Origin of the sequence: Pantoea sp. SO10, from assembly GCF_005281435.1 — a bacterium.
GTDB classification, from domain to species: Bacteria; Pseudomonadota; Gammaproteobacteria; order Enterobacterales; family Enterobacteriaceae; genus Pantoea; species Pantoea leporis.
Genome location: NZ_CP040095.1, coordinates 3,345,024 through 3,369,029, shown reverse-complemented (window position 1 = coordinate 3,369,029; position 24,006 = coordinate 3,345,024). Strand labels below are relative to the sequence as shown.

The 24,006-nt window shown below is 51.0% G+C and carries 20 protein-coding genes; 12 read left to right on the top strand and 8 right to left on the bottom strand.

From position 1 onward, the window contains the following. Window positions 1-4: 4 nt before the first annotated feature. Genes FCN45_RS15565 through FCN45_RS15550 form a run of 4 tightly spaced genes read right to left on the bottom strand, consistent with a single transcriptional unit; the run spans window position 5 to window position 4,827 of the window. The gene (locus tag FCN45_RS15565) at window positions 5-925 is read right to left on the bottom strand and encodes a hypothetical protein (protein WP_137386410.1); all 921 of its coding nucleotides are present in this window, start codon (window positions 923-925) and stop codon (window positions 5-7) included. Continuing rightward, entirely contained in the window at window positions 922-3,324 is a 2,403-nt protein-coding gene (locus FCN45_RS15560) for a glycosyltransferase (protein WP_137386409.1), read from the bottom strand. The genes FCN45_RS15565 and FCN45_RS15560 overlap by 4 nt, the downstream gene beginning before the upstream one ends. A gap of 46 nt (window positions 3,325-3,370) precedes the next feature. Next, on the bottom strand, window positions 3,371-4,054 hold the full coding sequence (locus FCN45_RS15555) for an ABC transporter ATP-binding protein (RefSeq protein ID WP_137386408.1): 684 nt from the start codon (window positions 4,052-4,054) through the stop codon (window positions 3,371-3,373). Continuing rightward, the gene (locus FCN45_RS15550; protein ID WP_137386407.1) at window positions 4,051-4,827 is read right to left on the bottom strand and encodes an ABC transporter permease; all 777 of its coding nucleotides are present in this window, start codon (window positions 4,825-4,827) and stop codon (window positions 4,051-4,053) included. The genes FCN45_RS15555 and FCN45_RS15550 overlap by 4 nt, the downstream gene beginning before the upstream one ends. A gap of 483 nt (window positions 4,828-5,310) precedes the next feature. Here FCN45_RS15550 and speB point away from each other — a divergent pair, with 483 nt between their 5' ends. After that, window positions 5,311-6,231 carry an agmatinase gene (gene speB / locus FCN45_RS15545; protein ID WP_137386406.1) on the top strand — a complete coding sequence of 307 codons (921 nt, stop codon included), beginning with the start codon at window positions 5,311-5,313 and terminating at the stop codon, window positions 6,229-6,231. 54 nt (window positions 6,232-6,285) lie between these two features. Then, window positions 6,286-6,690, top strand: coding sequence for a YidB family protein (locus FCN45_RS15540; RefSeq protein ID WP_137386405.1), 405 nt, complete (start codon window positions 6,286-6,288; stop codon window positions 6,688-6,690). 161 nt (window positions 6,691-6,851) lie between these two features. On the opposite strand, the gene FCN45_RS15535 is transcribed toward FCN45_RS15540, so the two are convergent. Beyond that, the gene (locus FCN45_RS15535) at window positions 6,852-7,604 is read right to left on the bottom strand and encodes a M48 family metallopeptidase (protein ID WP_101761934.1); all 753 of its coding nucleotides are present in this window, start codon (window positions 7,602-7,604) and stop codon (window positions 6,852-6,854) included. A gap of 273 nt (window positions 7,605-7,877) precedes the next feature. Between FCN45_RS15535 and tkt the strand changes: the two genes are divergently transcribed. The 6 genes from tkt (at window position 7,878) to argO (ending at window position 15,447) form a co-directional block, all read left to right on the top strand. Beyond that, complete coding sequence (gene tkt, locus FCN45_RS15530; RefSeq protein ID WP_137386404.1) at window positions 7,878-9,869, top strand: transketolase; 1,992 nt, start codon at window positions 7,878-7,880, stop codon at window positions 9,867-9,869. A gap of 343 nt (window positions 9,870-10,212) precedes the next feature. After that, window positions 10,213-11,232, top strand: coding sequence for an erythrose-4-phosphate dehydrogenase (epd, locus tag FCN45_RS15525; RefSeq protein WP_137386403.1), 1,020 nt, complete (start codon window positions 10,213-10,215; stop codon window positions 11,230-11,232). Window positions 11,233-11,283: 51 nt separating this feature from the next. After that, a complete protein-coding gene (gene pgk, locus FCN45_RS15520) occupies window positions 11,284-12,447 on the top strand; it encodes a phosphoglycerate kinase (protein ID WP_101761937.1) in 1,164 nt (387 codons plus the stop codon). Window positions 12,448-12,551: 104 nt separating this feature from the next. After that, the gene (gene fbaA / locus FCN45_RS15515) at window positions 12,552-13,631 is read left to right on the top strand and encodes a class II fructose-bisphosphate aldolase (protein WP_110868001.1); all 1,080 of its coding nucleotides are present in this window, start codon (window positions 12,552-12,554) and stop codon (window positions 13,629-13,631) included. A gap of 188 nt (window positions 13,632-13,819) precedes the next feature. Beyond that, window positions 13,820-14,695, top strand: coding sequence for a small-conductance mechanosensitive channel MscS (mscS, locus tag FCN45_RS15510; protein ID WP_101761939.1), 876 nt, complete (start codon window positions 13,820-13,822; stop codon window positions 14,693-14,695). A gap of 128 nt (window positions 14,696-14,823) precedes the next feature. Then, a complete protein-coding gene (argO, locus tag FCN45_RS15505; protein WP_137386402.1) occupies window positions 14,824-15,447 on the top strand; it encodes an arginine exporter ArgO in 624 nt (207 codons plus the stop codon). Here the strand turns inward: argO and FCN45_RS15500 are convergent. Further along, a complete protein-coding gene (locus tag FCN45_RS15500; RefSeq protein ID WP_371419604.1) occupies window positions 15,444-17,702 on the bottom strand; it encodes an FAD-dependent oxidoreductase in 2,259 nt (752 codons plus the stop codon). The genes argO and FCN45_RS15500 overlap by 4 nt on opposite strands. A gap of 57 nt (window positions 17,703-17,759) precedes the next feature. Between FCN45_RS15500 and FCN45_RS15495 the strand changes: the two genes are divergently transcribed. After that, the gene (locus tag FCN45_RS15495) at window positions 17,760-18,458 is read left to right on the top strand and encodes an IclR family transcriptional regulator (RefSeq protein ID WP_137386400.1); all 699 of its coding nucleotides are present in this window, start codon (window positions 17,760-17,762) and stop codon (window positions 18,456-18,458) included. Here the strand turns inward: FCN45_RS15495 and FCN45_RS15490 are convergent. After that, window positions 18,445-19,752 carry an MFS transporter gene (locus FCN45_RS15490; RefSeq protein ID WP_137386399.1) on the bottom strand — a complete coding sequence of 436 codons (1,308 nt, stop codon included), beginning with the start codon at window positions 19,750-19,752 and terminating at the stop codon, window positions 18,445-18,447. The genes FCN45_RS15495 and FCN45_RS15490 overlap by 14 nt on opposite strands. Before the next feature lie 216 nt (window positions 19,753-19,968). Here FCN45_RS15490 and FCN45_RS15485 point away from each other — a divergent pair, with 216 nt between their 5' ends. Beyond that, entirely contained in the window at window positions 19,969-20,697 is a 729-nt protein-coding gene (locus tag FCN45_RS15485; RefSeq protein WP_101761944.1) for an oxidative stress defense protein, read from the top strand. Between the two features lie 38 nt (window positions 20,698-20,735). On the opposite strand, the gene FCN45_RS15480 is transcribed toward FCN45_RS15485, so the two are convergent. Next, on the bottom strand, window positions 20,736-21,641 hold the full coding sequence (locus tag FCN45_RS15480) for a LysR family transcriptional regulator ArgP (RefSeq protein WP_007890292.1): 906 nt from the start codon (window positions 21,639-21,641) through the stop codon (window positions 20,736-20,738). Between the two features lie 182 nt (window positions 21,642-21,823). Here FCN45_RS15480 and rpiA point away from each other — a divergent pair, with 182 nt between their 5' ends. Together rpiA and serA are read left to right on the top strand one after the other, a co-directional pair. Then, the gene (gene rpiA, locus FCN45_RS15475; RefSeq protein WP_137386398.1) at window positions 21,824-22,483 is read left to right on the top strand and encodes a ribose-5-phosphate isomerase RpiA; all 660 of its coding nucleotides are present in this window, start codon (window positions 21,824-21,826) and stop codon (window positions 22,481-22,483) included. A gap of 279 nt (window positions 22,484-22,762) precedes the next feature. Next, entirely contained in the window at window positions 22,763-24,001 is a 1,239-nt protein-coding gene (serA, locus tag FCN45_RS15470) for a phosphoglycerate dehydrogenase (protein ID WP_137386397.1), read from the top strand. The last annotated feature ends 5 nt before the right edge of the window (window positions 24,002-24,006 follow it).

Below are 24,006 nucleotides of genomic sequence, written 5' to 3'. Positions count from 1 at the left end.
TATTTTAATGACTTAATTCCTGCTTCACGGATAAATAGTGTTCGTCACGCGAAACATGAGGAACAATCGTATCTAAAAACATAGCATAGTCATCGTTTTTATCATTCATCTTGTTGAATGTTACGGCGAGAGGACATCGTTTCGAGCCATGCACAGATTGTATCCAGATGAATTTTTCTTCATATCCTCTATCAAGCAGGGCAAACTGAATGGGTGATTTAATTATACTTTGCTCTCCCTTAGTCATAGTGTTGGAAATGGGTAAGAACTCGAATAAGTAATCATGTGGGTTACTGACAGACTCAAGTATGTTGTTGTAATGACAAAGTTGCATATTATCAACGCAACAGAATTTTTCAGCGGGTGAAAAATTATAATCAAATTCACAGAAGTGTTCTGCGAAGGTGTTTTTTACTCGGTCGATGTTTCTTTTTTTATTCTTAATAAAAGTATAAGGGATACCCGTTGGAGATATAAAATCTTTATTCGTAACCTTCTTAAGGAATAGAAAGTTCAAATCTATAAATATAAATAATTCTCGTTTTGGACTGATGTTTCTTATCTTATTTTTGAAAGCCTCACTGTAGTTTTTAAAAACACTTATGTCACTGTTGTTGCTTATTATACTTTGGCTAATGTATGAGAGACTTTTAAAATTAGTGTACTTAATAATACTACGATACTGATACCTCACTAAGCTTTCTTTGAATTTTATTTTATCACTTATAGTGTCGATGACTATTAAATGAATGTTTAATTTTTCATTGTCATATTTTAGTAATGGAGGCTCAGTGATTGTTTCAACCGTTGGCGTTGTGTTTACTGCATTAATTATTTCTTTTGATCTTCCACCCAGAATATTCTTAAAAGCATCCTTAACGAAAAGACCGGGGGTATTTAATAATTTTGATGTTTTAGTCATCATTCACACTCCTTTAATAGCTTATCCATAACTTTAGATATTTCGTATTTTTCAAGATAGGTTTTTCGACTGTTCTCTCCAAGTTGACTGAGTAAGTTCTCATCAGCCATAAGTCTTTCCATGTTCATGGCAAAGTGTTGAGTATCAAAACAGGGAGAAACTAAAGCGTTATATTCATTCACCAGGAAATCTTTAGGACCATAGCCTATATCATAACTAACCACAGGTTTGCTCATGCTAAAGCTTTCAATATAGACCATCCCAAAAGCTTCTTTAGCAGATGTGAGTGCGCAGAATGCACTATTGTAGATCTCTTCATAAACTAATGATGTCGGTGGATGAATGGTAACTTGCGATGTTAAACCTAGCGTTGAAATCTGATTGATAAGGTTTTCTTTTTCATCACCGTCACCAAAAATGTCTAAAATCCAATCTGGGAATTTTTTTGCTATTTTTGCAAAAGATTCTATTAATAAATTGAATTGTTTTAGCTCAACCAAACGACCAAAAGAAACAATTCTTTTCTTCTGGATATCCCTGCCCGATTGTGAAATTAGTGGGAACTTATCTTCGAGTCCATTTGGAATGGGGGTAACCTTACTAATTCCTTGAGCATTGTACTCTTCTTTTTGAAAAGAGGTGAGAGTAAGTACCTTGTAAGCTTTAGGATAGTTTCTTAATAAAGTTATCTGTATTTCTTTAGAGTGTGAGCTAAATTCACGATGTTCTTGAACAATGACTTTATTCGACTTATGGGCATGCTTGATGATATTCACACATAGGCCTGGGAATGTGCCTATAATTATTGCGTTCTTAATAGTTTTTAAAATGCTTACCAGTTTGAAGTCTGTCAACAAAGATAAGCCATTATAAAGATCTTCTGATTTTTTAAAAATCTTTGAAGAATATTGAGCGAGGTGATTATCCATCTTTGTGCGGAACTTGCCATTGCAGCGTGCGTCATTGAGATATTCAATACGTACACTGGGATCAAGTTGTAGCTTAGGTGTATCACTGGTGCGCCGCATTGAGATAATGGATACCTGATAGCCAACAGAAACCAGATAATTTGCCTGGTTTATAACTGTTTGTACTGTTCCACCTACGCCATAGATATTATAACAGCAGTAAACAATGTGCTGTTGTTTATCGGCAATCACGTTATCCAGAAATTTATTAGTTTTATTAAAATTTTCATAATCACGGATGACTTTAAGGAAATCCTTTCTGGCTCGATGTTTGATCTTGAAATCAATGCTTTTGTCTGAAAATAGGTCTTCAAGTTCATCAATAGTACGCACGACTGAACCGTTGAATTCATAGGGGGATTTTAAAAAATGACCTCGTTCAAACTTGTAATTATCATAGTCAAATTGTAGGAAAATAACCGGTGTTTTTATCAGGTTAAATTCAAAGGCAATTGATGAGTAATCTGTTATGCAAACAGCAGTATCTTTTAATACTACTGAAAAGTCATCGTGCCCGACAAATGAAATAGCCCCATCAAAGAGTTTTTCTATCATTGGTTTAAGATGGAGTATTTTTTCATGCAAATAAAATGCAATGTTTAAATTTCTTTTATTTGCATAATCTATTATTCCTTGGCTGTTTTTAATCTGCTGGACTATGTCTAAAAATGGATTGTCATCGCCAGGTTTTGTCCACTCTTCACGCCAGGTAAAAAAGAATAATATGTTTTTTTCATTTTTCTTCTTCATTGGTAGTAGCTCATGTCGCGACAAGCCACTATTGATCACTCTTTTGTCGAGGAAACCAATATTCAGTATGAGTTTCTTTAGCGCCTGTAAATCATCTACCTCAACAGAATTTTTGTTAACGTAATAGCGCTGGAGTAGCAAGATATAGAAATCTTCCAGGTTATTCCTGGAAAAAAAGTCATCGTAGTGTGGTATTTTGTATTTGATGGCTAATCTTTTTGTTTGGTTAATATCTTTTTGTGTTTGTAGTGTATTGATAACGATATTTTTCTCTGACTTCAACGAAGTGCTAAAATATCTTATTCTACCGTTGTAGTGACCTTTAAATATGAATATTCTCTTGTAAGATATGATTCCGTGTTGGAGGTATACGATGGGAGCCCAGCCCTTTTCTAATGGTTTTTTATTAAAAGAGGGGAAAGTATCAAGATATCCGTCATTAAGCAGGAGGTAATCTGCATCAAAAAATATCTTATAATGCTTTTTGCTATCCTTAAGTATGATGTTTTTATTAAAAGGTAAAAGTTTTTCTATGTCGACATTCTGTTTGCTATATATGAAAAAAGTGTTTTTAAATCCTGACTTCATTCTATGCTGAAAATAACAAAAGCCATTATCACGGGCCTGCAACCCTCCTTTTTCTCCAATGAGTATCAACAAATCTTGATGTTCGATTCCCTTCATTTCTCTTACCTAAAATAGATTGTTGTAAAATGATCAGCGGTGTTATTTATATTGGAATAGTATTTTTGTTATTTTCACTTCTTAAGTAAGCTTCAATAGCATCATTTACCGAGTCATAATAATTGACATGATTATCCCTACCAATGAAAATAGCTGCGTCACAATACTCTTTGAGCGTATTTAAGCTATGCGACACCATCAAAAAACTCGCATTTTTATGTCGTTCCTGGAACATCTTTGAGCATTTTTCTTTGAAGCGCGCATCACCTACCGCGGTGACTTCATCCACAAGATAATAATCAAAATCAAAAGCCATGCTTAAACCAAAACTTAATCTTGATTTCATTCCGGATGAATAAGTTTTGAACGGCATATTGAAGTATTTACCCAATTCAGAAAATGACTCAACAAAATCTATTTTCTCTTTCATCTCATTATGTTTGGCATATAAACGCGCGACGAATTTAACGTTTTCCCTACCGCTAAGACTGCCCTGAAAACCGCCAGTAAGGCCTACCGGCCAGGAAATCGTTTTATTAGTAGTGATTGCGCCGCTATCAGGCCGGTCAATACCACCAATCATGCGCAGTAATGTTGATTTACCTGCGCCATTTCGGCCAACCAACGCCACACTTTTTCCACTTGGAAGGGTGAGGTTCAAATCTTTAAACACGAAGTGCCGGCCTGATGAGGTGCGGTACGACTTTGTGAGATTTTCAATCTTAATCATGAGGTCAGCATTGCCTCTTCACGGGTGCGATAGATGGCAAGCCCCAAAAATAATGTCGTTAGTGTGAGAATGGCGAGATAAACGAGGCTGACGCCTTCGCTACTATAGCCCGGCATCACGGCTGCTCGGCTAAGTTCCACCACATGTAGAATGGGATTCCAGAGTAGAAATGGCCAGTAATCTTTCGGCACTGCGTGCAGTGGAAACATTATTCCCGAGATGAAATAGAGCGGTTTAAGGAGAATTGGCAAAAGCTTCTGCGTTTCTGTGTAGGTTTTACCTATCACCATAAAAATGAGTCCAGCGCCACATGAGAAAATAATCAAAAGACTCCATGCACCGACTAATTGCAGTAGATTTGCCACAGAAAAATACTCCCCGGCAGCCCAAACAATCAACATCAGAAATATATAGACAGTTACGTAGATAATCGTCTCTAACATCGCCCTTGCTAAAACAGTATCGATGGGTTTAACCGGTCGATAATTAAATAAGCCTTGGTTCGCGTCAATTGCTCCAAGTGATCGAGTAGAGATATTAGAAAAAATGAAAAAGGGAATGATCCCATTAAGTAAGAATACAGGGAAGGAAATGTCTGGCATTGTCCTATGCATGATGAAGCCAAAAATGGCCATCAATATTAATAAATGGGCTGATGGTTCTAGTATCGCCCAGAGATACCCCAAACGGAACTTACCGAATCTGGTTCTTATCTCTCTAAAAAACAATGCGTTAATCGTGGCGCTTTGTACATTTAATCCACTTCTTGCCATTTAAAACTCACAGTATTCTTGATTAATAGATATGCTACCGCCCTTGGCTTAACAGTTACCAATGCGCTGAAGATAATAGATAATAAGCAGACTCGAATGGTCGCGTTGATTTGCCATCTACAGTTAGCTGATTAAATGGGTTGTTATTTGATTTGTATCGTATTTGCTACTTTTCTATCGATGAAATTATTGCCTGCCTTCCTATGAAGATAATTGAGAAAAGGCTCAATTTTCCTTATTCACTTCGCCACAATCATTCGTGATTAAATTATTATCGTTTATGGTTTTAAGCTCTCTCCAGCCGAAATGATTGACCCTGATTTATCTGGAGGCTTACCGCGTCAAAGCATTGATTGCGCCCAACTTCAATCTTCGTAATAATCACGCCCATCTATCCCTTCCTCGTAGTGTTTACGTTGAGGGGATTTTTTTCATCTATACCTAAACAGACCTATCGACTTACGGATCTTAAGAGGACCAGTTATGCATAACACCTTGGGCAATCAGTATGATAACTCATTGGTTTCTAACGCTTTTGGTTTCATGCGCTTCCCCCTCAACTTCCAGCCTTACGACAGTGACGCTGAGTGGGTGATCACCGGTGTTCCTTTCGATGCCGCGACCTCCGGTCGTCCAGGCAGCCGTTTAGGTCCGGGGGCAATCCGCCAGATTTCCACCAACCTGGCGTGGGAAGGCTGTCGCTGGCCGTGGGATTTCGATCTGCGCCAGCGTTTGAACGTGGTGGATTGCGGCGATCTGGTTTATGCCTTTGGCGATTCACAGGATCTCTCTGACAAACTGCAGGCGCACGCCGAGAAACTGCTAGCGAACGGTAAGCGCATGCTGACCTTTGGCGGTGACCACTACGTCACGCTGCCGCTGCTGCGTGCACACGCTAAGCACTTCGGCAAAATGGCGCTGGTGCATTTCGATGCGCACACCGATACCTATTCCAATGGTCCTACTTTCGATCACGGCACCATGTTCTTCACCGCGCCAAAAGAGGGTTTGATCGATCCGCAGCACTCTGTGCAGATCGGGATTCGTACCGAATTCGATAAGAGCTTGGGCTTCAACGTGCTGGATGCCGCGCAGGTTAACGATCGCAGTGTTGATGACATTCTGGTGGAAGTGAAGCGTACCGTTGGCGATCTGCCGGTGTATTTGACCTTTGATATCGATTGTCTGGATCCCGCCCACGCACCGGGCACCGGCACGCCAGTGATTGGCGGCTTGAGCAGCGATAAAGCCACCAAGCTGATTCGCGGTTTGCAGGGCATGAATATCGTCGGTATGGATTTGGTGGAAGTGGCGCCGGGCTACGATCACGCCGATCTGACCTCACTGGCCGCAGCCACACTGGCGCTGGACATGCTGCACGTGCAGGCGGCAAATAAAGGTTAATCCTTTCTTCTGCGGCTACACTTATTGGCGGTTAATTAATCTGCGGAGGCGACTATGGGTTTACTGGACGATTTAGTAGGATCGCTAGGAAACAGCAACGGAAGCGGGCAGGGCAACCAGATGCAACAGCTGATGGCCATCTGGAACTGGGTGCAGGAACAGGGCGGCGTTGAAGTGCTACTACAGAAGTTTCAACAGGGCGGACTCGGGCAGGTGCTGAATAGCTGGCTTGGCAGCAGCAGTAACATGTCGATTGATGGCGGCGAGATTCAAAATGCGCTTGGCAATGATCAGCTGCAGTCGCTGGCGGATAAGCTCGGCACCGATGTACAGGGTGCGTCCGGTACGCTGGCTGCCTTATTGCCGCAGGTGATTGATAAGCTATCGCCGCAGGGCCACATTAAGACGTCGAATACCCAGGATTTGGGTGCGATGGTGGATGGATTGTTTAAGCGTTGAAGATTGTTTGCTTTGATCTTTGCTTACTGTCCCCCATCCCGGCCTTCCCCCATGAATGGGGGAAGGAGACGCAGCTAAATGCAGCTTCCTCACTGACATGTGGCAGCATCTTCCTCCCCCATTCATGGGGGAGGACCGAGGAGGGGGACAGCAAGCACGATCTATTTCCCAGCCGCAATACGCTCACGAATATGCTGGGCGCGGGCTTCCGAATCCGGATGCGAGTCAAACATCGAACTCTGCCTTCCTTGCTCCAGTTTCGCTAGCTTCTCAAAGCTGGTCGCTAATCCCATCGGATCGATGCCGCGCTTTTTCAGCAGGTCGAACGAGTAGTCATCGGCTTGTGTTTCCTGAGTTTGCGAGAATTGCGCATTCACCAGCTTCTCACCCATTTCACCCAATTGTGATTGTGACAGCGAACCAATCACGCCGCCGACGGAAGCCGCAGCGGTGCGCGTTGCGGTGGTCGTCAGCGCCACCTGCATCGCTTTACGCGTATGGCCCAGCGCGACGTGGCCCATTTCATGGCCCAGTACACCTTCGACTTCGTTATCGGTCATCATATCCATCAACCCGCTATAGACGCGGATACAACCGTTCGCCATCGCCCAGGCGTTAACGTCTTTGGTCTGATAAACCTTGTAGTTGGCAGGCACGCCGTTGATGTTGTCGCCTAGCGCCGCAGCGATTTTGTTCAGGCGCTGCTGGTATTCACTGTTAGCGGGCGCAACCTGATTGTCTTTATCCATCTGCGCACAGGATTGATCGCTCAACTCTTTCACCTGCGTATCGTTCAGCGCATAGGCCTGATAAGCCTGCGCACCCGATTGTAGCAGCGCGTTGTTATCAAACCCTTCGCAGCCGCTCAGCAGCGAAGCCATTCCCAGAGCAACAATCGTGGCTCTCATTTTCATATCGGCATCCTTTGGGTAACAAGGTAAAGAAAACAAACACCTGAAACTGGCCCAGATGTTTAAACGCTTAGGTTATAGCTCGCATGTTGTTCAATGACTAGCAGACAAGCCCGGAAATGCAAACGGTTACCCGTGATTTAGCACCCAGATGCATGTACTTTTGTCCTGATTTTCATGTACATTGATGTGCGACTTTTTTCTCGCTTCGCCTTATAACTGATTAATTACAATAAGTTAAGCGTGGCGGAGCATTAATCCGACCTGGAGTAGAAGATGCCCTCTCGTAAAGAGCTTGCCAACGCCATTCGCGCGTTAAGTATGGATGCAGTACAGAAAGCCAATTCGGGACATCCGGGTGCCCCAATGGGCATGGCGGACATTGCCGAAGTGCTGTGGCGTGACTTCCTGAACCATAACCCTACTAACCCGCTGTGGGCAGACCGCGACCGCTTTGTGCTGTCGAACGGTCACGGCTCAATGCTGATTTACAGCCTGCTGCACCTCACTGGCTACGATCTGCCAATGAGCGAGCTGCAGAACTTCCGTCAGCTGCACTCTAAAACTCCAGGCCACCCGGAATACGGCTACACCGCAGGCGTTGAAACCACCACCGGCCCGCTGGGTCAGGGCATCGCTAACGCAGTGGGTTTTGCCATTGCCGAGCGCACGCTGGCAGCGCAGTTCAACCGTCCGGGTCATGACATCGTAGACCATAACACCTATGTGTTTATGGGCGACGGCTGCATGATGGAAGGCATCTCACACGAAGTCTGCTCCATCGCCGGTACCCTGAAGCTGGGCAAACTGGTTGCCTTCTACGATGACAACGGCATCTCCATCGACGGTCACGTTGACGGCTGGTTCACCGACGATACCGCCAAACGTTTCGAAGCCTACGGCTGGCACGTGGTGCGCGGCGTTGACGGTCACGATGCCGACGCGATTAAAAAAGCGGTGGAAGAAGCCAAAGCGGTTTCCGACAAGCCTTCACTGCTGATGTGCAAAACCGTGATTGGCTTCGGTTCGCCGAACAAAGCCGGTACGCACGACTCGCACGGCGCGCCGCTGGGTGCCGATGAAATCGCGCTGACCCGCAAGCAGCTCGGCTGGAACCACGGTCCGTTTGAAATCCCTTCAGACATCTACGCGCAGTGGGATGCCAAAGAAGCCGGCCAGGCGAAAGAGTCCGCATGGGACCAGAAGTTTGCCGCCTACGCCGCCGCGCATCCGGAGCTGGCTGCCGAGTTCAAACGTCGCGTGAACAATGAGCTGCCGGCGAACTGGGCCAGCGAGTCGCAGAAGTTCATTGAGCAGCTGCAGGCCAGTCCGGCGAAAATTGCCAGCCGTAAAGCCTCGCAGAACGCCATCGAAGCCTTCGGTAAAATCCTGCCGGAATATCTGGGCGGCTCCGCTGACCTGGCGCCGAGCAACCTCACCATGTGGTCCGGCTCGAAGCCAATCAACGAAGATGCGGCGGGTAACTACATCCATTACGGCGTGCGCGAGTTCGGTATGACCGCCATCGCCAACGGTATCGCGCTGCACGGCGGCTTCCTGCCGTACACCGCCACCTTCCTGATGTTCGTCGAGTACGCGCGCAACGCCGCACGCATGGCCGCGCTGATGAAGATCCGTCAGATCATGGTGTACACCCACGACTCGATTGGTCTGGGCGAAGATGGCCCGACGCACCAGCCGGTTGAGCAGATGGCCAGCCTGCGCGTGACGCCAAACATGAGCCTGTGGCGCCCGTGCGACCAGGTTGAGTCAGCGGTGGCGTGGAAGTACGCGATTGAACGCGTGGACGGCCCGTCGGCGCTGATCTTCTCGCGTCAGAACCTGGCGCAGCAGGATCGTAGCGCTGAGCAGCTGGCTAACGTGGCGCGCGGCGGTTACGTGCTGAAGGACAGCGAAGGTACGCCAGAGCTGATCCTGATCGCCACCGGTTCAGAAGTGGAACTGGCGGTAGCTGCGTTTGATCAGCTGACGGCGGAAGGCCGCAAGGTGCGCGTGGTGTCTATGCCATCCACCGACGCCTTCGACAAGCAGGACGCGGCGTACCGTGAATCCGTGCTGCCAAAAGCCGTTGCCGCACGCGTGGCGATTGAAGCGGGTATCGCGGATTACTGGTTCAAATACACCGGCCTGAACGGCGCGATCGTCGGCATGACCACCTTCGGTGAGTCAGCGCCTGCGGAGCAGCTGTTCAAAGAGTTTGGCTTCACCGTTGAAAATGTGGTGAAAACGGCGAAATCGATTCTGTAACTTTGTGCAGTAATTTGCGCCGCTACCGGTTATGCATCGCCTGTAGCGGCGCGATTCATCGCGCACACCTGCAATGCCGGCGTATCTAACCTGAAACGGTTGAATTATTCCTGCAGTAATAATCCGCCAGTGGAAAATTTGTGACGTAGATCCAATATTCAGCCACTCACTTGATCGCAATCATTCCCGTTATTCCTCTCTTGCATTACTCTAGCTGAACCGTTTCAGTTGTGAACAAAATCGTGCATCTCACTCGTGCGGGTAAGCAATAATTCCCTGTACAAAACGGTGTGAAACGCTCAGGCTAATCGGCACGTTTTTTCGGGTGTGGTTGAAGGTAGAGATGACCGTTCGCGTAGCAATAAATGGTTTTGGTCGTATCGGGCGTAATGTGTTGCGTGCCCTGTATGAAACCGGTCGCCGGGCTGAGATCACCGTGGTCGCCATTAACGAGCTGGCAGACGCCGCCGGTATGGCGCATCTGCTGAAGTACGACACCAGCCATGGACGTTTTGCCTTTGATGTACGCCAGGAGCGCGATCAACTGTTTGTTGGCGACGATACCATTCGCATCCTGCATCAGGCTGAAATTGATGTGCTGCCGTGGCGCGAACTGAATGTGGATATCGTGCTGGATTGTACCGGCGTGTACGGTAGCCGCGCTGATGGCGAAGCCCATTTGGCGGCGGGCGCGAAGAAAGTGTTGTTCTCGCATCCGGGCGGCAACGATCTCGATGCCACAGTCGTATTCGGTGTTAACGAACAAGCTCTTAAACAAACTGACCGCATTGTCTCCAACGCATCCTGCACCACCAACTGCATTATTCCGGTGATCAAGTTGCTGGATGACGCCTTTGGCATTGAGTCGGGCACCGTGACCACCATTCACTCGGCAATGCACGATCAGCAGGTGATCGACGCCTATCACAGCGATCTGCGTCGTACCCGCGCCGCCAGCCAATCGATCATTCCGGTAGATACGCGTCTCGCTGCTGGCATTACCCGTATTTTTCCGAAATTTAACGATCGCTTTGAGGCGATTGCCGTGCGCGTGCCCACCATCAACGTGACAGCCATTGATCTGAGCGTGTCGGTGCGCGAAGCGGTGAAGGCGTGTGAGGTCAACGCGTTGCTGCAAAACGCGTCAGAAGGGGCGTTTCGTGGTATAGTTGACTATACGGAATTACCGTTAGTCTCAATAGATTTTAACCATGATCCGCACAGTGCCATAGTCGATGGCACGCAAACGCGGGTCAGTGGTCATCACCTTATCAAAACGCTGGTTTGGTGTGACAACGAATGGGGCTTTGCTAACCGCATGATCGACACCACGTTAGCAATGGCCGCAAGCGGTTTCAGGTAAGACGCGGACTGCGTCTGGCAAAACTTATGAGAATCAACGAGAGGGTTCACCATGTCTGTAATTAAGATGACCGATCTGGATCTTGCTGGTAAACGCGTTCTGATCCGTGCCGATCTCAACGTGCCAGTGAAAGAAGGGAAAGTGACGTCAGATGCACGTATTCGTGCTTCTCTGCCTACCATCGAAGCGGCGTTGAAACAGGGCGCGAAAGTGATGGTTACCTCTCACCTGGGTCGTCCGACCGAAGGTGAATACAACGAAGAGTTTTCCCTGCTGCCGGTTGTTAACTACCTGAAAGATAAACTGAACGGCACCAACGTTACCCTGGCAAAAGATTACCTCGACGGCGTTGAAGTCGGCGCGGGTGAATTGGTTGTGCTGGAAAACGTGCGCTTTAACAAAGGCGAGAAAAAAGACGAAGAAGGCCTGTCGAAGAAATATGCCGCACTGTGCGACGTGTTCGTGATGGATGCCTTCGGTACCGCGCACCGCGCACAGGCTTCTACCCACGGCGTGGGCAAATTTGCCCCAATCGCATGTGCCGGTCCGCTGCTGTCAGCTGAGCTGGAAGCGCTGGGCAAAGTGATGAGTAATCCAGAGCGTCCGCTGGTTGCTGTGGTTGGTGGTTCTAAAGTGTCGACCAAATTTGATGTGCTGCAGTCGCTGGTGAAGATTGCTGACACCGTGATTGTCGGCGGCGGTATCGCGAATACCTTCGTGGCTATCGATAACAACGTCGGTAAATCACTGTACGAGCCAGACTTCGTCGAAGCAGCAAAAGGTCTGCGTGATCAGTTTGGTATCCCAGTTCCTACTGATTCTCGCGTAGGCACGGAATTCTCTGAAACTGCCCCGGCAACCGTGAAAAAGGTTTCCGAAGTGGCGGATAACGAAGAGATTATGGACTTCGGCGACGAAACCGCACAGGCGATGGCCGCGATTCTGAAAGGCGCGAAAACCATTCTGTGGAACGGTCCGGTTGGCGTGTTCGAGTTCCCGAACTTCCGTAAAGGTACCGAAATCGTGGCAAATGCAATCGCCGATAGCGATGCATTCTCAGTGGCAGGCGGCGGCGATACGCTGGCTGCAATCGATCTGTTCGGTATCGAAGATAAGATCTCTTACATCTCAACCGGCGGCGGCGCATTCCTCGAGTTCGTGGAAGGTAAAAAACTGCCAGCAGTTGCTATGCTGGAAGAGCGCGCGAAGCAGTAAATCTTTGGGGGCGACGCTTGGGCGTCGCCTGAAGGCCAGCCCTTTATGGGGCAAACAAATCGCAATCCCTTCGGGGATGAACGGTAACGAAACGGGACACAAACATGTCTAAAATTTTTGATTTCGTAAAACCCGGCGTTGTCACTGGTGACGACGTTCAGAAAATTTTCCAGGTAGCGAAAGAGAACAAATTCGCTCTGCCAGCAGTTAACTGCGTCGGCACGGATTCTATTAACGCGGTATTGGAAGCTGCGGCCAAAGTGAAAGCGCCGGTCATCGTTCAGTTCTCCAATGGTGGTGCTGCCTTCATCGCCGGTAAAGGTTTCAAAACCGACAAGCCGCAGGGCGCGGCTATCTTCGGCGCTATCGCGGGTGCATACCATGTGCATCTGATGGCTGAACAGTACGGTGTGCCAGTAATCCTGCATACCGACCACTGCGCCAAGAAACTGCTGCCGTGGATCGACGGTCTGCTGGACGCGGGTGAAGAGCACTTCAAGAAAACCGGTAAGCCGCTGTTCTCTTCTCACATGATCGACCTGTCTGAAGAGTCACTGGAAGAGAACATCGAGATCTCTTCTAAGTATCTGGCGCGCATGGCCAAACTGGATATGACCCTGGAAATCGAACTGGGTTGTACCGGTGGCGAAGAAGACGGCGTGGACAACAGCCACATGGACGCTTCTGCGCTGTACACTCAGCCAGAAGACGTTGATTACGCTTACACCGAGCTGAGCAAAATCAGCCCACGTTTCACCATCGCTGCTTCATTCGGCAACGTGCACGGCGTGTACAAGCCAGGCAACGTGAAACTGACGCCGACCATCCTGCGTGATTCTCAGGAATACGTGACTAAAAAACACAACTTGCCGCATAACGCGCTCGATTTCGTGTTCCACGGCGGTTCAGGTTCATCTCCAGAAGAAATCAAAGAATCAATTGGTTACGGCGTAATTAAAATGAACATCGATACAGATACCCAGTGGGCAACATGGGACGGTATTCTGAAGTTCTACAAAGAAAACGAAGCATATCTGCAAGGCCAATTAGGCAACCCTAAAGGCGTGGATAGCCCGAACAAGAAATATTATGATCCACGCGTATGGCTGCGCTCAGCGCAGGCTTCCATGGTGACTCGCCTGGAGCAGGCTTTCAAAGAGCTTAACGCTGTCGACGTACTATAATTTTTCGGTACAGTACAAAAAAGGCCCGCAAGGGCCTTTTTTTATGCGTCTCATCCAGAAAATCCCACGAATTCAGGCCATTTTTGGCGCTTCGCCTTATTTTTGTTTACCCTTGTATTCGGAGTGTCGGAGTCAATCTGGCAGTTTTTGGCAATTTCCCGCGGGAAACTCAACAACAGGGCTAACAAATGGAAGATTTACATGTCGTTGATGGCATTAATAGTGCTGGTGGATGGCTGATACGTAATCAGGCGTTGATCCTGAGCTATGCGGTCAATATTGTGGCGGCGATTATTACCATCATCATTGGTATGTTCATTGCGCGCATCGTCTCCAATGCGATTAACCGCGTTCTGCTAGCGCGTCATATTGATGCCACTGTGGCAGATTTCCTTTCTGCAATGGTGCGCTACGGAATTATCGCTTTTACCGTCATTGCTGCACTGGGACGCGTTGGCGTACAAACCGCCTCTGTGATTGCCGTGCTGGGTGCTGCTGGCTTGGCTGTGGGTTTGGCGCTGCAAGGTTCGCTGTCCAACCTGGCTGCTGGCGTGCTGTTGGTGACCTTCCGCCCGTTCAAAACCGGTGAGTTTGTCGATCTCGGCGGCGTGATGGGTACCGTACAGAACGTGCAGATTTTCTCCACTACGCTGAAAAGCGCTGATGGTAAAATCGTGGTGGTGCCTAACGGTAAAATTATCGCCGGCAATATCGTTAACTATTCACGTGAACCGATCCGTCGCAACGAGTTCATTATTGGTGTGGCTTACGATGCGGATGTCGATCAGGTTATTAGCCTGTTGCGTGAAGTGGTTGATGCGGACGAGCGCGTACTGCAAGACCTCGGCGTACAGATCGGCCTAAATGAACTGGCGGCTTCATCGCTCAACTTTGTGGTGCGTTGCTGGAGTAAAAGCAGCGATCTGCAAAACGTCTATTGGGATCTGATGAAGAACTTCAAACGTACGCTGGACGCGAACGGCATCGGCATTCCTTACCCGCAGATGGATGTGCATCTGCATCAGGTGAAGAGCGAGCAACAACAGCCTGCACGCAGCGAATAATAGAGAACGGCACCTGCGGGTGCCTTTTTTATTACTCATTCTAATAGCCTATTAAATATTTCAATTTCCTCTAATATCTTCGCGTCACTATACTGCATCGCACCTCCCCAGTAATTAAGGTTATTTCCGTGTTATCTGTTTATTTACAAGGGCTTGCCCTTGGTGCTGCGCTGATTTTGCCGTTAGGCCCGCAAAATGCTTTTGTGATGAATCAGGGCATTAAGCGCCATTACCACCTGATGACCGCATCACTGTGTACCCTTAGCGATATTGCGCTGATCTGTGGTGGGATTTTTGGCGGCAGCGCGTTGCTGAATCAATCGCCTCTCTTACTGATGCTGATCACTTTGGCGGGCGTGGCGTTTTTGCTGTGGTACGGTTGGGGCGCGCTGCGCGCTGCATGGCAAGGTGATGTGTCGCTGGCATTTGATGCGCAGATAAAGCAAGGTCGCTGGCGCATCATCGCTACTATTCTGGCGGTGACCTGGCTCAATCCGCACGTCTATCTCGACACCTTTGTGGTGCTCGGCAGCCTCGGTAGCCAGCTTCCGTCTGAAGATGCGCGTCGTTGGTTTGCATTTGGCACCGTGAGTGCCTCAATTATTTGGTTCTTCGGCCTGGCGCTGCTGGCAGCGTGGCTGTCGCCGCGGCTGCGCACCGTGCGGGCGCAGCGCATTATCAATTTGCTGGTCGGCGGTGTGATGTGGTTTATCGCGATTCAGCTGGCGCGTCAGGGCATTGCTGCACTCTAATGCAGATGTAATCCGTACAGTGCGGGCAGCGCGCCCGCACTGGCGAGCAACTCCAGTCGTATCTGGCTAAAACTCACGCCTTCTGGCACCAAGTGATGACACAGCGAGTGATGATTTTCCGTCACGTCTGCCAAAAGCATCTCATCCAGCCATACGCGATAATGTGTGGTGCAGTGCGGCGTCACAGCCTGTGCGTGGCCCATTTGCACCGTTTCCATCGCATGGTCGAAGTCGTTGTCAAACAGCAAGGTAATGTGTTTCGCCTGCTGCGGTTCATTCCAATGCCAGCTGACGTTGGGATGCGTGTCATCCTGCGCCGGCACCCAGCAATTAGTGTGCTGTTCCGGGCGCAGCTTGCCGTTGAGCAGATAGTCGCCGTGCCACAGCTGCAGCGGCGTTTCCAGCGCAAAGGCCAGCAGGATTTGCTGTGGAGCCCGGCGCGGCAGCCAGAAATCAAACTCATCAACGCCGTAATCGCCATCGTTAATCTGGCGTGTGCGTTTCGCTACGCGCGGATTGAGACTGTTGAACACCATCATCACGCCCGGCAAACGCTGGCTGGTTAATGCAACCTCAATCGCAGCGTTCTCCTCAAAGGCGATAAATACATAGCGATCGCATTCGGCGCGATAATCAAAGCTCAGTCGATAAGTGCCTTGCTCAGTAACCGTGATACTTTGCGTGCTCAGTTGGCAGTCGCCGCAGGTATTGGCCGGATTAGCGCTGGTGAGCAGCGATACCTGTAATTTCTGCGCGTTGGCGGCGCGCAGCTGCACGCTGATTGCCGGCAAGCGTTCGCCCGCTTTGAGCGGCAGCAGCAACGCACAGCGAGATTGCAGCGGCTGCCAACCGGCATCGGCGGGCAGGGCGCGCAACTCTAAGGTGCTGCTCACCGTGACATGCGCCTGGCGCGCTGGGTTGGCCAACGGATGTCGCGGGATAAACGCACCCTGACGCAGCAGATGCTGCTGCAGCTGCCCAACGCGCTCTGGCTGCGCCAGTTCGGCGGGCGTGATCTGCTGTTGCTGGCACAGCGCCGCCGCGCGGCCCACCACTTCACCCAGCACGCCGCAGGTACACATGACGCGTGCGCTGCCAAAGGCGACGTGCGTAGCGGAGATCAGTCGGCCGGTGAGCAGCAGATTGTCCAGCGACTGGCTGTAGAGCGCGCGGAAGGGAATGGTGTAAGTCCCTTTGCTGTGGAACTGACGGCAGCCATCGTGTTCGCTGTAGACGCCGTCGGCCGGATGCAGATCAATCGACCAGCCTCCATAGGCCACCGCATCGTAGTGGTCGCGCTGTTCGATGATGTCCTGTTGGCACAGCATCGTCTCGCCGAGAAAACGCCGGCTCTCGCGCTTGCCGGGAATCAGGCCCACCCATTCGATGGTGAGGTTATCGGCATCGGGAAATTCGCCGGAGTTTTTGATGTAATCCCACACGCCCCAGACAATTTTCCACAGCTCCCACTTGATGGTTTCGCTCTCGTGCACGGTATCAAGCCGTCCGCCCCACTCCAGCCACCATAAATCGCAGCCGTTCAGCTCTGAGCTCAGCCGTTTATAGCGCGGAATGGCGGTGATCTCTTTTAGTGCGAAAGAGGGCGCAACGAAGCGTACCGGTTGTGCCGTGCGCTTGGTGTAGAAGTAAATGGAATGACCGAGCTTGTGGCCGAAATTCTCGCCCGGCGCCATCTTCTCGCCAAACTCCTTCACCGATTCCGCGCCCACGCGATGTGCCGCACCGGCCAGATAGCCCAATACGCCATCGCCGCTGGCATCGATAAATTGTGTAGCCGAAACCTGATAATGCGTTTGATTAATGGCATTGAACGCCTGCACTGACAGCAAGCGGCGGCCAGATTTTTCGATATCGGTCACCACCGTATTGAGCAGCAAAGTCAGGCCGGGCTGCGCCTGTACGATGTCCAGCAGCACCATATCGAACAGTACCGGATTGCCCTCTTTATTGCGCCACAGGTTCTCCTCCATGATCTCGCCCATGATGCCGCCTTCGCGCGCCCAGCGATTGTTATTGCCCATGTGTGAGGTCGCACCGTTGGCCCACAAGCGCACTTCGCTGGAAGCGTTGCCGCCCAGCACCGGGCGATCCTGAATCAGCACCACATCAAGGCCATCGCGTGCGGCGGCCAGCGCGGCACACACGCCCGCCAGTCCACCGCCGACGATCAGTAACTCCGCTTGTAGTCGTTGTTGCGGAAAGTGGCGCTCATTTTGCGTAGAGAAAGTCTGCATCATTTCATTCCTCTGACTCTAAGGCTAAGATTGGAGTTTGCCCGCCGCAGGTGATCTATGTCTTCTCAACCGAACCAAAGCCTGATTGACGGTATTCGCTGTCTGCAATATCTGGTGTCCAGTGATAAGGCCGTGGGTTGCCGTGAACTGGCGCGCCAGATGGGGATGAACAGCACGCGTGTGAATCGACTGCTGATGACCATGGCGTCGATTGGACTGACGACGCAGGATGAGCATCGACGCTATCTGCCTGGCCCCGGTATTCACGCGCTGGCGGCACAGGCGATTCGCGGATCTTCGCTGTTCGCGCAGGCGTTGCCGCAGCTGGAACGCTACGCGCCGCGCGATATCGTGGTGGCGCTGGGCGTGCTGTGGGAGGATCAGGTGATCTATATCTGGCACTCGGAACCCGGTGAACGCATCAACGCCAGCCAGGCGCTGGCCGGTTTCCGCATGCTGCCCGCGTGGCAATCGGTGATTGGCGTGTCGTTGCTGGCGGCGGAAAGTGACGAGGCGCTGCGCCCGCGTTTTAGCGAAGAACAGTGGCTGCAAATCGCGCCGCTGCTGGCGCGTAAGCGTGCTGAGGGTTACCTGATCTGGCACCGCGATGATGGCGAAATCAGTATGGCGCAGCCGATTGATCACAATCGCGCGGCATTGGCGTTCGCCAAAATCTGGCAGGACGATGAGGCGCACCTCGCGCAGCGCCTGCAACAGTTGCAATCGCTGGCGCAAACCGTGTTCACCCCGCGCTAACATGATCGATTTTCCCGACAATAAATAGGTAACTGCAGATGCCAATCGCGGCCAGCACGGCGATAAATGCCAGGGCTGGCGCGAAGTTATCGCCGTCGATTAATGCACCAATGGCAATCGGCACCACGATGGATGACAGCGCACCGGTAAAGTTAAATACGCCGCCCGCCAAACCAATCAAGTGGCGCGGCGCCAGCGCCGTGACAAACACCCAGGTAATGGTCGCCAGGCCGTTGCCGAAGAACGCCAGCGACATAAACAGAATAATCAGCGTGGAATCGTTGGTGTAATTGGCGCCAAGGATAAACAGCGTCAGGAACAGGCCGAGAATCACCGGTAGCTTGCGTGCCACGCTGGCGGAAATACCGCGACGTACCATGCGATCTGAGGCAAATCCGGCCAGCAGCACGCCACAGAAGGCGGCGAAGTAGGGCACCGAAGCAACATAGCCGCTCTTGATGAAGCCCATGTGGCGATACTCCACCAGATACGTCGGAAACCAGGTGAGGAAGAACCAGAAGGTGGCGGAAATGGTGAACTGGCCAATGTAGATGCCGACCAATTTACGACTGCGGAACATCTGCGCCAAATCGCCCCAGCGCGCTATGGACTGCTGCGAATGTTGTCGACTCTCCAGCAGCGCACCGTTGTCACGCAGATAGCTGAGCTCAGCTTTTGACACGCCTTGATGTTGATTCGGCTCGCGGTAGAGCCAATACCACACCAGCGCCCAAATCATCCCCGCAAGTCCGGTGATCAAAAACAGTCCGCGCCAGCCAAAAGCATCCTGCAGATGAAACAGCAGCGGCGTCATACACGCCAGGCCGACAAACTGCGCTGAGGAGTAAATGCCGATGGCACTGGCGCGCTCTTGCTCCGGGAACCAGCTAGAGATCACCCGGTTGTTGGAGGGCATCACCGGCGCTTCAAAAGCACCGACGCCGAGCCGCAGACCAAATAGCGCGCCAAAGCTGTTGGCAAGCGCGTGCAGCGCGGTGATCAGCGACCAGGCAAATAAACCGACGCCATAAACGACGCGCGCGCCAAGGCGATCGATGAGGAAGCCGCCGGGAATCTGTAGCGCAGCGTAGATCCAGCCAAAGGCGGAAAAGATCAATCCCATCTCCATGGGCGAGAAGCGCAATTCGCCAGCCATTGCCGTAGCGGCAACCGACAGGTTAGTGCGATCCATATAGTTGATAATGATGTTAATAAACACCAGACCGAGCATCAGAAAGCGCGTACGTCCCGCGCGAGCGCTGGCAACGGTTTGGCTAAGTGGCTGTTCTGTCATTGGCAACTCTCCCGAACTCAGGGGTGTTTCTTTAATAGAAACGAATAAGTGTTTTATTGGCGAATCCGTACAGCTAAATTTGCGATCGCGGCTACGTTAAAAAGGAGATTGCCGAACTTTTGAGCCGTTTACTAATCAGATAAGCACACATGTTAATGTGTTTTGGGTTTAGCCATAATGGCGACCTGCAAATTGAATCCCTCAAGGAGGACTTTCGTGAAACTGAAAGCACTGGCGCTGGCCGCCGTAATGAGCACGGGCGCACTGTCCGGTTTAGTTCAGGCAGGCGAATTGCCGAATGGACCGCATGTGGTGACTTCTGGACAGGCAAGCGTTGATGCCACGCCAGATCTCGCGACGCTCGCGATTGTGGTGAATGTTTCGTCGAAAGACGCGGCAGAAGCGAAGAAACAAGCTGATGATCGCGTGGCGCAATATTTCGATTTCCTGCAAAAGAACGGTATCGAGAAAAAAGATATTGATGCGGCAAACCTCAGCACGCAGCCAGAGTACGATTACACCAAAGAAGGTAAGTCGGTACTGAAAGGCTATCGTGCCGAGCGTCAGGTACAGGTAACGCTGCGCCAGCTGGACAAGCTCAACGAGCTGTTGGATGGCGCGTTAAAATCTGGCCTGAATGAAATTCGTTCGGTCGAGTTAGGTGTGGCGAATCCGGACAGCTACAAAGAGAAGGCGCGTAAAGTGGCCATCGCTAATGCTACGCAGCAGGCTAACGCGCTGGCAGAAGGGTTTAACGCTAAGTTAGGTTCGGTTTACAGCATCCGCTATCACGTGGCGAACTATCAACCGATGCCGATGGCGCGCATGTATAAGGCCGCCGCAGTACAAGCTGATACCACCGCGCAGCAAACTTACGAGCAGCAGAGCATTCACTTTGACGATCAAGTGGATGTCGTCTTTGAAATCAAACCAAACACGCCGTAAGGTTTGATATCAGGTCGCCATGAAGGGCGACCTGATCTTTACGCTGGCAACACATCCTGACGCAGCACGCGATGTCCGTGCGCAATCAGCGCGTCGGTCACGCTGCGCATCAAACGACTTTCCGGCGCAAACCGGTGCCAGTACAGCATACGACGCTGATACAGGCCTGGCGTCAAATCCACCAGTTCACCTTGCGCTAACTCGCGCTCAATCTGCAGATGCGGAATCATACAACACACCGAACCCTGACGCGCCAGCTGCACAAAGGCTTCTGACGAGTTAACGATGTGGCAAGGCACGCTGCCCGGCGACAGGTCAAAGTTCTGCTGTAAAAACGCCTGATGCATATCGTCCAGATGATCAAATGCCACCGCCGGCGCTTTCAGCAGCGCAGAGCGTGTTACGCCGTTCGGGAAATAGCGAGCAGCAAAATCAGGTGAGGCGCAGAACAGATAATCGAGCGCACCCAGTTGATCCACCAGACAGCTTGGCAGCGGCTGCGGCTGAATACTCACCGCGCCGACCACTTCACCGCGACGTAGACGTTCCTGCGTGCGGGTTTCATCTTCCACCTGCAAATTCAGGCGCACTGGGGAATCGGCCAGCACGTCTTTCAGCGCGGGCAGCAGCCAGGTGGCCAGGCTGTCGGCGTTGACCGCCAGCGACAGCAACAGCGGCGTGGTTCCACCGTTATCATCACCCAGCCACTCCTCTTCCAGCAGTTCAACTTGATGCAACAACGCCAGTAACTTTTGTCCCTGCTCGGTCGGACGCGGCGGCACGGTGCGCACCAGCAGCGGCTGACCAAATAAATTTTCCAGCTGTTTAATACGCTGCGAAACCGCCGATTGGGTAATGCAGAGTTTTTGTGCCGCACGCTCAAAGCCGCGCTCGCGAATCACAGCATCCAGCGCCTGAAGCGTTCGATAATCCGGGCGTTTCATTGTTGTTCTCTCTCGTTCAGGGTGGACATTACTATGCCATAAAACTGTCAAATTGTGCTGCGGCGCATTTTTTGCGGGCTGGCTTCCAAAGCGTTAATTCGGCTGTCTAACAGTCGCGCTTTTTTACAGCGCCTTGTTTTATACTACGCGCACTTCGATGTCGCACAGGTTTTAAACATACCATGACCCAGGATGAACTGAAAAAAGCGGTAGGTTGGGCAGCCCTGCAGTACGTAGAACCCGGCACCATTGTCGGCGTAGGCACGGGATCGACAGCAGCGCATTTTATTGATGCACTCGGCACCATGAAGAATCAGATTGAAGGTGCGGTTTCCAGCTCGGAAGCCTCAACGGAGAAATTGAAAGCGCTGGGCATTCACATCTTCGATCTCAACGAAATTGATGAACTGTCGGTGTACGTTGATGGCGCCGATGAGATCAATCCGCAGATGCAGATGATCAAAGGCGGTGGCGCAGCGCTGACGCGTGAGAAAATCGTTGCGGCGGTGGCGAAGAAATTTGTCTGCATTGCCGATGCATCGAAAGAAGTTGATGTGCTGGGCCGTTTCCCGCTGCCGGTTGAAGTGATTCCGATGGCGCGTTCGTATGTGGCGCGTGAACTGGTCAAACTCGGCGGCTTGCCGGAGTATCGCCAGAACGTCATTACCGACAACGGCAACATTATTCTCGACGTGCATAATCTGCGTATTCTCGATCCCATCGAGCTGGAAAAAACCATTAATGCGCTGCCGGGCGTAGTGACCGTTGGCCTGTTTGCGGGACGTGGTGCGGACGTCGCACTGATTGGTACCGCAGAAGGCGTGAAAACCATCGTAAAATGATCTGTCCGGCGCGCGTAATGCGCCGGTTATTTCCATCCGCAAAACATCTTTTCTCACCAGGCTGAAATTTGGTGACTTATGTCACAAAAGATTCATCAGCAGTAAGTTCGTACTTCGTCCATTAAGGATGTCACGATTTTGTACGGCATTGTGCTGTCTCCGCGTGGGCGCGTGCTGGCTCCCAGGCAATCGTTTGTATTGCTGCGCACGAAATTTTTGATATTTTGACAGAAGGCTACCTTATGGTAGTCCTCATTGAATTCTGAATAGGGTCGGGAAATGGCAAAGGTATCACTGGAAAAAGACAAGATTAAGTTCCTGCTGGTGGAAGGCGTTCACCAGAGTGCGCTGGAAAACCTGCGTGCAGCAGGCTACACCAACATCGAGTTTCACAAAGGGGCGCTGGATGCGGAGTCGCTGAAATCCTCCATCCGCGATGCGCACTTCATTGGTATCCGTTCCCGTACCCAACTGACTGAAGAGATCTTTGCTGCCGCTGAAAAGCTGGTAGCAGTCGGCTGCTTCTGTATCGGTACCAACCAGGTTGATCTCGGTGCAGCGGCGAAACGCGGTGTGCCGGTGTTCAACGCGCCGTTCTCCAACACCCGTTCTGTTGCAGAGCTGGTGATTGGCGAAATGCTGCTGATGCTGCGTGGCATTCCGGAAGCCAACGCCAAAGCGCACCGTGGCATCTGGAATAAAGTCGCCAACGGTTCGTTTGAAGCACGCGGCAAGAAACTGGGCATCATCGGTTACGGCCACATCGGCATGCAGCTGGGTGTGCTGGCAGAAAGCCTCGGTATGCATGTGTTCTTCTACGATATCGAAAGCAAGCTGCCGCTGGGTAACGCCACTCAGGTGCGTCATCTCTCCGATCTGCTCAACATGAGCGACGTGGTCAGCCTGCACGTTCCTGAAACGCAATCCACTCAGAACATGATTGGCGCGGAAGAGCTGGCGCTGATGAAGCCGGGCGCGCTGCTGATCAACGCCGCGCGCGGTACCGTGATCGATATTCCGGCGCTGTGTGATGCCCTGGCGAATAAACATCTGTCCGGTGCCGCTATCGACGTCTTCCCGGTCGAGCCAGCGACTAACAGCGATCCGTTCAACTCTCCGTTATGCGAGTTCGATAACGTGATCCTGACGCCACACATTGGTGGTTCGACCCAGGAAGCGCAGGAAAATATCGGTATCGAAGTGGCTGGCAAGCTGGCGAAATACTCCGACAACGGTTCTACGCTGTCTGCGGTTAACTTCCCGGAAGTCTCACTGCCGATGCATGCGGCAAGTGCTAGCCGTCTGCTGCACATCCATGAAAACCGTCCGGGTGTGCTGACCGCTATCAACCAGATTTTTGCCGAGCAGGGCATCAACATCGCCGCGCAGTATCTGCAAACCACGCCAATTATGGGCTACGTGGTGATCGATATTGATGCTGAGCAGGATGCAGCGGATAAAGCGCTGCAGGCGATGAAGGCGATTCCGGGCACCATCCGCGCCCGTCTGCTGTACTGATTAAA